The following is a 14626-nucleotide window of genomic DNA, read 5'->3' as shown; positions in this document are numbered from 1 at the left end:
ATGTCCGTGGCCCTAGATTAAGCCGGGGGATTATCAGTGCGCGGTCACTTGGGAACGCGTACACACCCGATCATAAATCGCGACCAGCGCCAGCATCAGCAGCGAAGGCGGCAACCATGCCAACCCCTGCTCCGCCAGCGGCAGGTGAGTGGTCCAGGCCGGCAGCAGCTGCTGGAAGCTGGACGCTTTCACCGCGTCAAGGATACCAAACAACAGGCTGACAAGCATCACCGGCGCGATGATGCGCGGCGCGCTGTGCCACCAACGCAGGGTGAAGCTCAGCACCACCAGCACGATGCACGGCGGGTAAATCGCGGTCAGCACCGGAATGGAGATCTGGATCAGGTGGCTCAGGCCGAGGTTGGACACCACCATCGAGAACAGGCCCAGGATAAACACCAGCGTCTTGTACGAGAACGGCAGATATTGCGCGAAGAACTCGGCGCAGGCGCAGGTCAGGCCTACCGCGGTCACCATGCAGGCGATGAAGATCAGCGCCGCCAGGAAGAAGCTGCCCAAACCGCCGAAGGTGTTCTGAACGTAAGCGTGCAGGATCACCGCGCCGTTGGTGGCGTCAGGCACCAGCGCGCCGCTGCCGGAGCCCAGCTTGAACAGGCTCAGGTAAACCAGCGTCAGGCCCACGCCGGCGATCAAACCGGCCAGAATGGTGTAACGAGTCAACAGACCGGCGTCTTTCACGCCGCGTGAACGCGCCGCGTTGACGATAACGATACCGAATACCAGCGCCCCCAGCGTATCCATGGTCAGATAGCCGTTAACGAAGCCAGAGGAGAAAGGCACGCTCTGGTAAGCCGCCGTCGCCGGGATCGGCGCGCCGGCAGGCCACAGCAGCGCGGCGATGCCCAGTACGGCCAGCGCCACGATCTTCAGCGGCGCCAGCACGTGGCCGACGGTATCGAGCAGACGGCCCGGATACAGGGAGATGCCGATCACTAGCGCGAAGTACACCAGGCTATAGATGAACAGCGGCATGGTGCCGTCGCCGGTCAGCGGGGCAATGCCCACTTCAAAGGATACGGTGGCGGTGCGCGGCGTGGCGAACAGCGGGCCGACGGCCAGGTAGCAGACGGTCGCCAGCAGCAGGCCGGCGCCGCGGCCGATCGGCGAACTGAGGGCGTCGATGCCGCCGCCGACGCGCGCCAACGCGATGACGGTGATGACCGGCAGACCCACGGCGGTGATCAGGAAGCCCAGCGCTGCGGTCCAGACGTGTTCACCGGACTGCAAGCCGACCATCGGCGGGAAGATGATGTTCCCGGCCCCAACGAATAAGGCAAAGGTCATGAAACCCAGTGCCAGGATATCTTTTGACGTTAAACGATGACTCATACGATGTCGTGTTGCCTGTTCAAATGAAAAAAAGGGTCCGATAGCGTGGTGGCGTAACGCCCCACCCGGTTGCCGGCATGCCCTAACGTTGCAGCGCCAAATAAGCACCCTAAACGCAGTCGATCCGGCGTTTATGTCCCTATTCGAAAGTGGCCGCTCATGAAGATGGGCGAAATTTTAGGAGTTATAAAAATGGAGGTTTAATCCGACAACGAGGGCTAAGGTAAACGTTTATAGCGCTTCAAGGCAAGACGCACGGCGAAAAGCAGAGCTATCGACCATATAAACTTTAGCCACCAGTCGATCATATTGGCTATCAATAAATATACACTACATGATTTGTATCATTTTTGAACAGCAGATTCACGAAACGTGAAGCATATATCACTTTACCGCGCGAAAACGCCAATATAAGCCCGATTTTCGCGTGGCACGAGCTTCGTTTGGCCGTGAAAAAAGGCGAAAATTACGTCGCATTTTGTCGGTTATTTCATCACGGCCGGCGCGAGCGGTGGCAACCCAAGCGCCTGACGGGTCTTCTGCAGGGCGCCCGGCGGCAGCGGCAGATAGCCGTCGTGATTGACCAGGCTCTGCCCGGCAGTCGACAGCACGCGGTCGAGGAACGCGGCGGTCAGCGGCTCCAGCGGTTGATTAGGGGCTTTGTTGATGTAGATATACAGATAGCGCGACAGCGGGTAGCGATCGTTGCGCACGTTGGCGGCGGTAGGCGCAACATAGTCCTCTCCCGACTCCGCCAACGGCAGCAGCCGCACGCCGCTGGCGCGAAAACCGATGCTGGCGTAGCCGATGCCGTTGAGCGAACCGGCCACCGCCTGCACCACCGAGGCTGAACCGGGCAGCTCATTGACGCGCGGCATAAAATCGCCGCCGCACAGCGCACGCAGTTTGAAATAGCCGTAGGTGCCGGACGCCGAGTTGCGGCCGAAACGCTGCAGCGAACGCGTCGCCCAGTCGCCACTCAGCCCCAGCTCGCCCCAGCGCGTCAGCGGTTTGCTTTCGCCGCAGCGCCGGGTGGCGGAGAAAATGCGATCGAGCTGCTGCAGATTGAGGCCGCGCAGCGGGTTGTCCTGATGCACCAACACCACCAGCGCATCCACCGCTACCGGCACCGCCAGCGGCGCATAGCCGTAACGGTGTTCGAACGCCGAAACCTCGGCGGCCTTCATCGGCCGGCTCATCGGGCCCAGCTGCGCGGCGCCCGCCGCCAACGCGGTCGGCGCGGTCGACGATCCGGCGGCCTGGATCTGCAGGTTAACGTTGGGATAATGCTGGCTGAAATCCTGCGCCCATAGCGCCATCAGATTCGCCAGGGTGTCGGAACCGACGCTGGACAGGTTGCCCGCCAGCATGCCGTCGGGCTGCGCCAGCGCGCCGCGCCCGGCCAGCAGCGCCAGGCAAAGCAACAGCCCTCGGGTTATTCGGGTCATACCGGTGTCTCGCGTTAATTTTTCACCGCATTCTCTGATAAAGCGGCGGGAACAATCAACCGATTGGGTAAGGTAAAGATAAAGCGGGTGCCGATCCCCGGTTCGCTGAGGATCTCCAGCCGCGCATCGTGATGGCTGAGCGCGTGTTTGACGATCGCCAGCCCCAGCCCGCTGCCGCCGGTCTGGCGCGAACGGGCCTTGTCGACGCGGTAAAAACGCTCGGTCAGGCGCGGCAGGTGCTCGGCGGCGATGCCCGGCCCGTTGTCGCTGACCTGGAACTGCGCGCCGTGCGCCGTCTGCTGCCAGCTCACTTCGATGTGGGTACCCTTCGGCGTGTGGTTGACCGCGTTGTACACCAGGTTAGACACCGCGCTGCGCAACTGATCTTCATTACCGAACACGTTGAGCTGCTCGTTAACCCGGAAGGTGATCTCGTGATTGCCGCCGCTCAGCGACTGCGCCTCGCGCTGCAACACCCGCAGCATCAGCGGGATATCCACGCGCTCGTTCATGTCGACATTGGGCGCCGCCTCGATGCGCGACAGTGTCAGCAACTGCTTGACCAGCCCGTCCATCCGGCGGGTCTGCTCTTGCATGGTGCCGAGCGCCTTGCTGCGCAGCGAACCATCCTGCTCTTCGTCACCCATCATCTCCAGGTAGCCCTGCAGCACCGTCAGCGGCGTGCGCAGCTCATGGCTGACGTTGGCGAAGAAGTTGCGCCGCGCGCCCTCCAGCTGGCGCATCTGGGTGACGTCGCGCGCCACCATCAGCAGTTGCCCTTCGGAATACGGCATCACGCGGAATTCGACGTAGTGTTCGTTGTTCAGCTGCAGCGTCAGCGGGCGTGAAAACTCCTGCTGTTGCAGATAGTGGCTGAATTCCGGATAGCGCAGCAGGTTGAGGATGTGCTGGCCGTTGTCTTCCGGCCAGCGGAAGCCGAGCAGATGCTGCGCCAGCCCGTTGCACCAGAAGATATTGCCCTCGACGGTGGTCATCACCACCGCGTCAGGCAACGATTCGGCCCCGCTGCGAAAGCGCTTGATCAGCAGCGCCAGCTCGCGCCGGCGGCGGCGATTGCGCTGCTGCATCTGATACAGGCCATAGAACAGCGGCTCCCAGCTCCAGCGGCCGGGCGGCGGCGTCATGCTGCGGTCAATCCACAGCCAATGGGAGAGTTTGAGCTGGTTGTAGAAATTCCACACCAGCGCAGCCAGCGCGGAGGCCAGCAGAAACCAGGGCAGATAACCGAAAATCAGCCCCAGCAGCAAGGCGGGCAAACAAAAAAGAGCCAGCTCCAGAGCCAGCCTCTTCCACGACAGACGTTCTAACACGGCATATTCTCCAGCGCAGCGCGATCAGTAGCGCGTTGAGAACCGGTAGCCGGTGCCCCGAACGGTTTGAACCATTTTATCATGCCCACTGGATTCTAACGCTTTGCGGAGCCGACGGATATGCACGTCAACGGTACGGTCTTCCACATAAACGTTAGTGCCCCAGACGTGATTAAGCAACTGCTCACGGCTATAAACCCGCTCCGGGTGGGTCATAAAGAAGTGCAGCAGCTTGAACTCGGTCGGCCCCATGTCCAACGCCTGATCGTTCGCCATCACGCGGTGGGAGGACGGGTCCAGGCTCAGGCCTTGCATTTCAATCACTTCTTCCACCGCCATCGGTGAAATGCGGCGCATGACCGCCTTGATGCGCGCCACCAGCTCCTTGGGCGAGAACGGCTTGGTAATGTAATCATCCGCCCCCACTTCCAGGCCGCGCACGCGGTCTTCCTCTTCCCCGCGCGCGGTCAGCATCATGACCGGAATATCGCGGGTCAGCGCTTCGCGCTTCATATGTTTGATAAACTGAATGCCGGAACCGCCGGGCAACATCCAGTCAAGCAACACCAAATCAGGGAACGGCTCAGACAGACGCGTCACGGCGCTGTCATAATCCTCGGCTTCCAACGGTTGGTAACCATTTTGTTCCAACACAAAGCACACCATCTCACGGATCGGCGCTTCGTCTTCCACCACCAGTATGCGTCTTGCCATCGTCAATCCTGCCAATGTGTTAGCGACTTTTCGGGCGCCATTATGCGTCAGTTTTGTGACACTTTTATGAAAAAAACCGGCTGTTATAGGCAGTAAGCATAGCGATTATTTCCCGCAGTAAAGAAAAATCATCCGGTTGTCATCATCATTGCGCCGGGACAGCCGCCGCCGCGGCCTTTATAATCATCGCCATTATCTTTGCATCCGGGAGTGTCATGCGCCTGATCCACACCTCTGACTGGCACCTTGGCCAGTACTTTTTCACCAAAAGCCGCGCCGCCGAGCACCAGGCTTTTCTGAACTGGCTGATCGAACAGATCGAACAGCAACAGGTGGATGCGCTGATCGTCGCCGGGGATCTGTTCGATACCGGCTCACCACCCAGCTATGCCCGCGAGCTGTACAACCGCTTCGTGGTGGAACTGCAGCGCACCGGCTGCCAGTTGGTCGTGTTGGGCGGCAACCACGATTCGGTGGCGACGCTGAACGAATCGCGGGAACTGCTCTCCTGCCTGAACACCACGGTGATCGCGAGCGCGCAAGGCGCGGCCGAACAGCAGATCGTGGTGCTTAACCAGCGCGACGGCCAGCCGGGCGCGGTGCTGTGCGCCATCCCGTTCCTACGGCCGCGCGATCTGCTTACCAGCCGCGCCGGCGAATCCGGCGCGCAGAAACAGCAGGCGCTGCAGGAAGCCATCGCCGAACATTATCAGACGCTGTATCAGGCGGCCTGCGAGCGCCGCGACCAGCTGGGCTTGCCGCTGCCGATCGTCGCCACCGGCCACCTGACCACCGTCGGCGTCACCACCTCCGACTCGGTGCGCGACATCTATATCGGCACTCTGGACGCCTTCCCGGCGCAGGCCTTCCCGCCCGCCGATTACATCGCACTCGGCCACATTCACCGCGCGCAGAACGTCGCCAAGTCAGAGCATATTCGCTATAGCGGCTCACCGATCCCGCTCAGCTTCGATGAGCTGGGCAAAGCCAAAAGCGTCTTCCTGGTCGATTTCGCCGACGGAGCCCTCCAGCAGGTAGATGCGTTAACGATCCCGCAGTTCCAGCCCATGCAGCTGATCAAAGGGGATCTGGCCGAGATCGAACGGCAACTGCAGCAATTTGCCGACTATGCCGGCGAGCTGCCGGTGTGGCTGGATATCGAAGTGGCGACGCAGGACTACCTCAGCGATATTCAGCGCCGCATCCAACTGATGGCGGATGAGCTGCCGGTGGAAGTGGTGCTGTTGCGGCGCAGCAAAGAGCAGCGCCGCCAGGCAATCGCGCAGCAGGATAAGGAAACGCTGAACGAACTGAGCGTCAACGAGGTGTTCGAACGGCGCCTGGCGCAGGAGGCCGACATGCCCGAAGCACGCCAACGGCGGATGCACCAACTGTTCCGCCAGGTGGTCGATGCGGTGCAGCACAATCCTGAGGAGACCAACCCATGAAGATCCTCAGCCTGCGGTTAAAAAACCTCAACTCGCTGCAGGGCGAATGGAAAATTGACTTCACCGCCGAGCCGTTCGCCAGCAACGGCCTGTTCGCCATTACCGGCCCGACCGGCGCGGGCAAAACCACCCTGCTGGACGCCATTTGCCTGGCGCTGTACCACCAGACGCCGCGCCTCAACGTCACGCCGAGCCAGAATGAACTGATGACCCGCCACACCGCCGAATCGCTGGCGGAGGTCGAATTCGAGGTCAAGGGCGTCGGCTATCGCGCCTTCTGGAGCCAGCGCCGCGCCAAGAATGCGCCGGACGGCAATCTGCAGGCGCCGAAGGTCGAATTGGCGCGCCGCGAGGACGGCAAGATCCTGGCGGACAAGGTGCGCGACAAGCTGGAGCTTACCGCAACCATCACCGGGCTGGACTTTGGCCGCTTCACCAAATCGATGATGCTGTCTCAGGGGCAGTTCGCCGCCTTCCTCAATGCCGATGCCAACGATCGCGCCGAACTGCTGGAAGAGCTGACCGGCACCGAAATCTATGGGCGACTGTCCGAACAGGTGTTCGAGTCGCACAAGCAGGCCAAAACCGACCTGGATGGGTTACACCAACGCGCCAGCGGCATCGAACTGCTGAACGACGAGCAGCGCCAGTCTCTGACCGAACAGCTGACGGCGCTGAGCGCGCAGGAAATCGCCCTCGGCGAGCAAACCCAGCGACAGCAACAGGCGCTGAGCTGGCTGCAGCAATGGCAACGCCTCCGGCAACAGCAAGGCGAGGGTCAACGGCGGCTGGAAACCGCCCAGCGCGAGCAGGCGGAGGCCGCCCCGCAGCTGCAGCAGCTGGCGCTCAGCGAACCGGCCGAGAAATTGCGGCCGCTGCGCGGCGAACGCGATCGCTGCCGCGCCGAACTGCAGACGATACAACAGCAGGCAGCCCAGCTGACGCAGCAACAGGAACAGCACTCGGCGCAGCTGGCGCCGCTGCAGCAGGCGGTGGAAAAAGCCCGCCTGGCGCAGCAAACCCATGCCGAGCATATGCGGCAACAGCAACAGCTGATCGATGAGCAAGTCGCTCCGCTCGACCACCAAATAGCCCAACTGCAGTCGACACAGGCCGAGCGACGACAGGCCGCCGATGCCACCACGCAGCAGTGCGCCCAGCAGCAAACTACGCTGGAGCAGCTCACCGCTCAGCGCAGCCAGCTGACGGCACAGGGCGCACTACATCAGCAGCAGTTGAACGCGCTGAACGAAGCGCTGGCCGTTCAACAACAGCAGCAACAGGCGCTGGAGGCGCAAACGCCGTTGGCCCCGCTTCGCCAACGCCTGAGCGCCCTGGCGGATCTGCGCCCAACACGCCAGCAGCTGTTTACTCTGGCGTCCCTTAACCGTCAGACCCGCGAGCGTCTGGCTAGGCAACAGGCGGAGCACGCCGAGCGGCAAACGCAGCTCGCCGGGCTGCAACAGCAGTTGGAGAGCGCGCGTCAGCAATTCAAACAGCACAAGGCGCAGCTGCAGGAAGTGGAGCAGATCCACGAACTGGAAAAACGCATCGTCAGTCTGGAAGCGGAGCGCGCCCTGCTGCAAAGCGGTGCCCCCTGCCCACTGTGCGGTTCCACCAGCCATCCAGCAGTAGAGCAGTATCAGGCTGTACAGCCTTCGGCCACGGAACAGCGTTTGGTTGAGATGCGTACTCTCACCGAGAAACTGCAAACCCAGGGCACCGAGTTGCGCACCCGCTGCGAAGGCCTGCAGGAACAGCAACAACGCCAGCAGCAAACCATCGCGCAGGATGAACAGCAGTTGGCTGCCCAACAGCAGCAGTGGCAGCAGCTCAGCGCACCGCTGGCGTTCGACTTTACGCTGGCGGAGAGCGAGCGACTCAGCGCCTGGCTGAGCGGTTGCGACGATGAAGAGCGGCGCGGGCAGCACGCGCTGCAGCAGCATGAACAGGCGGCGCAGGCAGTACAACAGGCAAAAGACGCGCTCGCCGCTCTGCAAACGCAGCAGCAGCAGGCGCAGCAACAGCTGGCGCTGCTCGAAGAGCGCTTTACGCTGCTGCAGAAAACCTATGCCGACAGCCTGCAACAGCAGCAAGACCTGCAACAACGCTGGCAGGAAGGCGAAAAAACCCTCGCAGAGCGGCGCGCGCAGCGGCTGGCGCTGTTCGGCGAACAGCGGGTCGCCGAGGTACGGGAACAGCTGCGCGCCAAACAAACCGCCAGTGAACAGGCCAGCTTACAGGCCGCCGAGCAGTGGCAAAAGGCGCAGGAACTGCGCGAGCGCCTGACCGGCCAGCAGGCCGGGTTACAACAACAACACACCCTGATGCAGGAGCGGCTGCAGCAGGCGCAGCAGCAGTGGCAGCAGGCGCTGGCCGACAGCGAATTCGCTGATGAAACCGCCTTCACCGCCGCGCTGCTGGACGACACACTGCGCCGCGAATTGCAGCAGCGTAGAGAGCAACTGCAACAGCGGCAGGTAGAGGCCGCGGCCCTGCTGACGCAGGCGACGCAAACGCTGGAGCAGCATCGGCTGAACCGCCCTGAGGGGGTGGATGAAGCCAACACGGATCTCGACGCGCTCACCCAATCGCTGGCCGAGTTGGCACAGCAGTTGAAAACGTTGCAGCTGCGCCAGGGTGAACTGCGCAACCAGTTGGAAAGCGACGCCGCCCGTCGCCTTAATCAGCAGGCGCTGTTCGAGCAGATCGCCCGCAGTCAGCAAGACTACGACGACTGGAGCTACCTCAACCAGCTGATCGGCTCGAAAGAAGGCGACAAGTTCCGCCGCTTCGCTCAGGGGTTAACGCTCGATCATCTGGTCTATCTGGCTAACCAGCAACTCGGCCGGCTGCATGGGCGCTACCTGCTGCAGCGCAAAACCAGCGATGCGCTGGAGCTGCAGGTGGTGGACACCTGGCAGGCGGACGCGCTGCGCGATACCCGCACCCTGTCCGGCGGTGAGAGCTTCCTGGTCAGCCTGGCGCTGGCGCTGGCGTTGTCCGATCTGGTCAGCCACAAAACCAGCATCGACTCGCTGTTCCTCGACGAAGGCTTCGGCACGCTAGACGCCGAAACCCTCGATACCGCGCTGGACGCGCTGGACAGCCTGAATGCCTCCGGCAAAACCATCGGCGTGATCAGCCACGTCGAGGCGATGAAAGAACGTATTCCGGTGCAGATCAAGGTGAAAAAGGTCAACGGGCTCGGCGTCAGCCGGCTGGAGGCGCATTTCAGGCTGGAATGATCCCGCGGCGCGCGGCGCAGAAGTGTGACCGCGGCGGCACTCCGCAGTGAAAAGCGTTGAGCCGCGGCGGGCACGGGTTATTATGCCAACATAATAGGATTGTTACTGTATCCCCTCCGCCGCTCAGGGCCGCAGGGAAGAAACATAAAATACAGGCAAAACCTGACACCCGGGATCGCTTCCGGGCGTCAGGTTTTTTCGTTTTCAGGATGCTGAAACACCGGGAAAAACCATGAAAATCGCTAAAATACTCAATAATAACGTGGTGATTACGCTGGACGACCGTCAGGAAGAGACGGTGGTGATGGGAAAAGGAATCGGCTTTAAAAAGAAGCCCGGCGATACGCTGGACGAAAGCCTGATCGAAAAGGTATTCACCCATAACGGCGGAGAAACCGCCGAGCGCTATAAAGAGCTGCTCGCCGAGATCCCATTAGCCTGCGTCACCACCGCCGACAAGATCATTACTCTCGCCCGCGAACGCCTGCCGGGCAAGTTGCATAACATCGTCTACATCACGCTGACCGATCACATCCACTTCGCCCTGCAGCGCCATGCGCAAGGGCTGGATATCAAAAATGCGTTGCTGTGGGAGATTAAAAAGCTCTATCCGGCCGAGTTCGCCGTCGGGCTGGAGGCGCTGGCCCTGATCGCCCAACGGCTGGACACCGCGTTGCCGGAGGACGAAGCCGGATTTATCGCCCTACACCTGGTCAACGCCCAGCTTAACGACGAGATGCACAACACGCTGCATATTACCCGCGTGATGCAAGAGATCCTCAACCTGGTCAAATACCATTTCCGCTTTGATTACAACGAGGAATCCCTGAGCTACCACCGTTTCGTCACCCATTTGAAATTCTTCGCCCAGCGCCTGCTGGGGAAAAACTACGTCGACAGCGACGACGACTCGCTCTATCAGGTGGTGAAAGAGAAGTACCGCGAGTCATTCGCCTGCGCCGGTAAGATCAACCGCCACATCGAAAAGCACTATCAGCATCAGCTCACCACGGAAGAGATGATGTTTCTAACCATTCATATCGAACGGGTGCGCAGCGAAAGCGAGGAAAAGCCGGCTTAACGGCGAGCGTCGGCTACCCGCACGCCGTACTGCGGAAACACCGCGTCGGCGGAGACCAGCGTCAGCCCTTCGGCCTGCGCCTGTGCGATCAGCATGCGATCGAAAGGATCCTGATGATAGGGCGGCAACTGCCCGGCCTGTTGGCAGTGAAAGGCGTCCATCGGCAGCGACAGAAATTCCTCGGCCTCGATGATCGCAAAGATATCTTCCGGCAGCGCCAGTTTGCCCAGCGCCTGCTTGATCGAGATCTCCCAAATGCTGGCCGCGCTGACGTACACCGCATTGCCCGGATCGGCGATCTGCCTTTTGGCGTTCGCGCCCAAGCAGGCGTCATCGATCAGCCACCACAGCAACGCGTGGGTATCCAGCAGCAAGCGCTTCATGCATCGCCCTCAAACAGCGCCGCAATGGCCGCGTCCTCGGCGTTGAAATCCGCCGGCACGGTGAACTTGCCCTTGGCGGCGCCAGGGCGGCGCGCTTCCCCCTTGATGGCGACCAGCTGTACGTACGGCTTCCCTGCTTTTGCAATAATCACGGTTTCTCCCTCCGCGGCTCTGTCCGCCAACTGGCTCAGATTGGATTTGGCTTCGTGCATATTGGCCTGAATCGGCATACGCGTCCTCCTTAGCTAAGTTAGCTAAATCATAAAACGCCGTCCAGTTTTTGTACAGGGAAGGGTTTAAAGCGCGAGCAGCCTCGCGCTTTGCTGCAACGTTTAGCGCTGCTGTTGCGGCCACAGCCAGGCCGCACCGCGTACGCCGCTGGAGTCGCCGTGAACCGCCTTGCGGATCGGCGTTTCACACTCGCCGCCAAATACCCAACTTTTCACCCGCTGCGGCACCGTGCGGTACAGGCGATCCACGTTGCTCATGCCGCCGCCGAGCACCACCACGTCCGGATCCAGCATGTTGATCACGTGCGCCAGCGATTTCGCCAACCGCATTTCGTAGCGAACGATCGCCTGCTCCGCCAGCGCATCGCCCCGCTCGCTCAGCGCCATGATCTCATGCCCTTGCAGCGCGTTGCCGCTCAGGCGCGCATAGTCGGTAGCGAAACCGGTGCCGGAAATAAAGGTTTCGATGCAGCCCGGCTTGCCGCAGTAACACGGCACGTCGCGAGCGTAACGCAGCTCATCGTCATCCTGCCACGGCAGCGGGTTGTGGCCCCACTCGCCGGCGATGCCATTGCCGCCAGAATGCGCCTGGCCGCTCAGCGCCACGCCGGCGCCGCAGCCGGTGCCGATAATGACCGCGAACACCGTTTTCGCGCCAGCGCCTGCGCCGTCGGTAGCTTCCGACACCGCCAGGCAGTTGGCGTCGTTGGCGATACGCACCTCGCGCGCCAGCAGCGCCGACAGATCCTTGTCCAGCGGTTGGCCGTTGAGCCATACCGAGTTGGCGTTCTTCACCCGCCCGGTAAACGGCGACAGCGTGCCGGGAATGCCGATCCCGACCGATCCCAATTCGCCGGTATGATCTTCCGCCAGCTTCACCAGCCCGGCGATCGCCGCCAGGGTTTGCCCATAGTCATGGCGCGGCGTGGCGATGCGATGGCGAAACAGCTCCCGCCCGTCGTCCGCCAACGCAATCACTTCAATTTTCGTCCCACCCAAGTCGATGCCAATGCGCACGTATTTTTCTCCTCGATGCCACGTAGCGTTGCCACAGCCTAATGTAAGCGCGCAGATGAATCACCTGTTTCCCACCCTCCACCCCGCCCTTTCTCGGTGCGTAAAGCAACGCAATTCGGAGAGAATGGGGCGATTTTTCAGCGTCAATTCGTTATCATGCCGCCCTGTTTTTGACGAATCAGCGTGCCGAGCGCACGCCCAGCCAGGGATAACATTATGCTGTGGTTTAAGAATTTGATGGTTTACCGTTTGAGCCGCGAAGTGGCGTTAAACGCGGATGAAATGGAAAAACAACTCAGCGCATTCGCCTTCACGCCGTGCGGCAGCCAGGACATGGCGAAGACTGGCTGGGTCTCCCCGATGGGCTCGCACAGCGATGCGCTGACGCACGCGGTCAACGGCCAGATCGTCATCTGCGCGCGCAAGGAAGAGAAAATCCTGCCGTCGCCGGTCATCAAGCAAGAGCTGCAGGCCAAGATTGAGCGCCTGGAGGCGGAACAACACCGCAAACTGAAGAAAACCGAGAAAGACGCGCTGAAGGACGAAGTGCTGCACAGCCTGCTGCCGCGCGCGTTCAGCCGCTTCAACCAGACCTTCATGTGGATCGACACCGTCAACGATCTGATCATGGTCGATGCCGCCAGCGCCAAACGCGCCGAAGATACGCTGGCGCTGCTGCGCAAGAGCCTCGGCTCGCTGCCGGTGGTGCCGCTGACGATGGAAAGCCCGATCGAACTGACGCTGACCGAATGGGTGCGTTCCGGCGAGATGCCGGCCGGCTTCGCCATTCAGGATGAAGCGGAATTGAAAGCGATTCTGGAAGAAGGCGGCGTGATCCGCTGCAAGAAACAGAATCTGATCAGCGACGAAATCGCGGTGCATATCGAAGCCGGCAAGCTGGTGACCAAGCTGGCGGTGGATTGGCAGGAGCGCATTCAGCTGATGCTATCGGACGACGGCTCGCTCAAGCGCCTGAAGTTCGCCGACACGCTGCGCGAGCAGAACGACGACATCGATCGCGACGACTTCGCCCAGCGCTTTGACGCCGACTTTATCCTGATGACCAGCGAGCTGGCGGCGTTGATCAAAAACACCATCGAAGCGCTCGGCGGCGAAGCCCAGCGTTAATCCCGCCGCAGAAACGACCAGGGCCCAGCCTTCGCTGAGCCCTGCGTTCCCCTAACGAGCAACGTTTATTTGCTCAGATAGCGGCACAGATAGGCGGTCGCGTCGGCCACCTGCAGGTTGAACTCGCTGTGCCCCGGCACGAAGAACTTCTCACCCGGCGTAAACACCTGCCAGTCCGGCGCCCCTGGCAGCAGCACTTTCAGCGCCCCGGTGATCACCGTCATTTCTTCCGGTTGCGCGGTGGAGAAGGTGTATTCGCCCTCTTCCATCACGCCCACGCTGGTAAGACCGATGCTGCTACTGTCAAAACCGATAGACTTCACTTTTCCGGCAAAATACTCATTCACTTTCAGCATAGACTGGCACCCGCGTAATCATCTTGATGGAAAATCCATATTGGGGGATTGCGGTTGATCTGTCACTGGTTTTTCGCGCGAAATGCGATCGCTGCGCAGAGTAAAACGCTGCCGGGCTTCTCACCGGCAGTCAGGGCTGCTGAAGCCCAGGGAGATCCAGGGGAGCAAAGCGCCTGAGACCGCGTCGAGCGGTAACTTTTCGCTATTTGAATCAGTCGACTAACTCTGCAGCCAGCTTGGCGACCAGTACGTTCGACAACAACACTGGCACCGACAGACGCGCCTGCAAAAAGGCGCGGTGACGCTGGTGATAACCGATGCAGTCTAGCACCACCACCTCCGCCCCCTGCCGCAGCAGTGCGCAAGCCGCCTGCTCCAGCGCGGCATCATCTGCCAGATAGGGGCTGGCGACGGCATAGCTCGGCGGCGTCGCCAGCTGCCGCCATTTACGCGCCTGCTGCTCAACCTGTTCCGCCATCGGCACCACGATGCCGACGCGGTGTGCGCCGACGATCGCGGAGATCAACGGCGGAATAATGCGATCCGGCTCCAGCAACAGCGCCTGTTCCGCCTGCAATTGGCCGAATTCGCCGGTGCACAGCAGCAGGATCACCTGGCACCCCGCCGCCTCCAACTCGCGGATCTTCTGCTGCAACCCGCTTTCAACGCGAGCGGCACAGAGCGTCACCTGCGTGCCGTCCAACAGGCGCGACACCAGCAGCTTATCGCCCTGTTGCGGCGCATAACGCTCGGCGATCTGCCCGGCATCCAGGCCGTCCAGCAAACCGACGTGCCTCACCCGCTCCGCCGGCAGATAAGCAGACAGCAGCGGCATGATATCGCTGCGCGGCGCCTGACCGAGGGTCAGCGTGGCGAATGAAGCCGTCATGGG

13 protein-coding genes are annotated in these 14626 nt (G+C 61.3%); 4 read left to right on the top strand and 9 right to left on the bottom strand.

What is annotated here, in order from left to right:
* Positions 1-33 precede the first annotated feature (33 nt).
* The 4 genes from brnQ to phoB all read right to left on the bottom strand — a co-directional run bounded on the left by brnQ (position 34) and on the right by phoB (position 4843).
* On the bottom strand, positions 34-1350 hold the full coding sequence (gene brnQ, locus GUC32_RS04640) for a branched-chain amino acid transport system II carrier protein (RefSeq protein WP_025301742.1): 1317 nt from the start codon (positions 1348-1350) through the stop codon (positions 34-36).
* Positions 1351-1835: 485 nt separating this feature from the next.
* Positions 1836-2798, bottom strand: coding sequence for a PstS family phosphate ABC transporter substrate-binding protein (locus GUC32_RS04635; protein ID WP_049206207.1), 963 nt, complete (start codon positions 2796-2798; stop codon positions 1836-1838).
* Between the two features lie 14 nt (positions 2799-2812).
* Positions 2813-4129, bottom strand: a complete 1317-nt coding sequence (phoR, locus tag GUC32_RS04630; protein WP_025301740.1) for a phosphate regulon sensor histidine kinase PhoR — start codon at positions 4127-4129, stop codon at positions 2813-2815.
* 24 nt (positions 4130-4153) lie between these two features.
* Positions 4154-4843, bottom strand: coding sequence for a phosphate response regulator transcription factor PhoB (gene phoB, locus GUC32_RS04625; RefSeq protein ID WP_197826186.1), 690 nt, complete (start codon positions 4841-4843; stop codon positions 4154-4156).
* A 215-nt stretch (positions 4844-5058) separates the two neighbouring features.
* Between phoB and sbcD the strand changes: the two genes are divergently transcribed.
* From sbcD to licT, 3 genes are all read left to right on the top strand, one after another.
* Positions 5059-6291: an exonuclease subunit SbcD gene (gene sbcD / locus GUC32_RS04620; RefSeq protein ID WP_025301739.1), complete on the top strand. Its 1233-nt coding sequence runs from the start codon at positions 5059-5061 to the stop codon at positions 6289-6291.
* Positions 6288-9539: an exonuclease subunit SbcC gene (gene sbcC, locus GUC32_RS04615; protein ID WP_369435583.1), complete on the top strand. Its 3252-nt coding sequence runs from the start codon at positions 6288-6290 to the stop codon at positions 9537-9539. Before sbcD ends, sbcC begins: the two co-directional genes overlap by 4 nt.
* Positions 9540-9771: 232 nt before the next feature.
* Positions 9772-10620, top strand: a complete 849-nt coding sequence (gene licT, locus GUC32_RS04610; RefSeq protein WP_043135622.1) for a BglG family transcription antiterminator LicT — start codon at positions 9772-9774, stop codon at positions 10618-10620.
* On the opposite strand, the gene GUC32_RS04605 is transcribed toward licT, so the two are convergent.
* The 3 genes from GUC32_RS04605 to mak all read right to left on the bottom strand — a co-directional run bounded on the left by GUC32_RS04605 (position 10617) and on the right by mak (position 12250).
* The gene (locus GUC32_RS04605; RefSeq protein ID WP_025301736.1) at positions 10617-11003 is read right to left on the bottom strand and encodes a type II toxin-antitoxin system VapC family toxin; all 387 of its coding nucleotides are present in this window, start codon (positions 11001-11003) and stop codon (positions 10617-10619) included. The two genes, licT and GUC32_RS04605, sit on opposite strands and share 4 nt — an antisense overlap.
* The gene (locus GUC32_RS04600) at positions 11000-11233 is read right to left on the bottom strand and encodes a type II toxin-antitoxin system Phd/YefM family antitoxin (protein ID WP_025301735.1); all 234 of its coding nucleotides are present in this window, start codon (positions 11231-11233) and stop codon (positions 11000-11002) included. The genes GUC32_RS04605 and GUC32_RS04600 overlap by 4 nt, the downstream gene beginning before the upstream one ends.
* A 102-nt stretch (positions 11234-11335) precedes the next feature.
* Positions 11336-12250: a fructokinase gene (gene mak, locus GUC32_RS04595; RefSeq protein WP_025301734.1), complete on the bottom strand. Its 915-nt coding sequence runs from the start codon at positions 12248-12250 to the stop codon at positions 11336-11338.
* Between the two features lie 216 nt (positions 12251-12466).
* On the opposite strand from mak, the gene rdgC reads away from it, so the two are divergent.
* On the top strand, positions 12467-13378 hold the full coding sequence (gene rdgC / locus GUC32_RS04590) for a recombination-associated protein RdgC (RefSeq protein ID WP_004940461.1): 912 nt from the start codon (positions 12467-12469) through the stop codon (positions 13376-13378).
* A gap of 65 nt (positions 13379-13443) precedes the next feature.
* Here the strand turns inward: rdgC and ppnP are convergent, their stop codons facing one another.
* Positions 13444-13734, bottom strand: a complete 291-nt coding sequence (gene ppnP, locus GUC32_RS04585) for a pyrimidine/purine nucleoside phosphorylase (RefSeq protein ID WP_004940463.1) — start codon at positions 13732-13734, stop codon at positions 13444-13446.
* Positions 13735-13945: 211 nt separating this feature from the next.
* Entirely contained in the window at positions 13946-14623 is a 678-nt protein-coding gene (locus GUC32_RS04580) for an AroM family protein (RefSeq protein ID WP_049209292.1), read from the bottom strand.
* Between the last annotated feature and the right edge of the window lie 3 nt (positions 14624-14626).

The sequence above is a fragment of the Serratia sp. NGAS9 genome (genome assembly GCF_009905295.1).
Taxonomy (GTDB): domain Bacteria; phylum Pseudomonadota; class Gammaproteobacteria; order Enterobacterales; family Enterobacteriaceae; genus Serratia; species Serratia bockelmannii.
The sequence above is the reverse complement of the archived record's forward strand: the minus strand, read 5'-3'. Positions and strand labels throughout refer to the sequence as shown.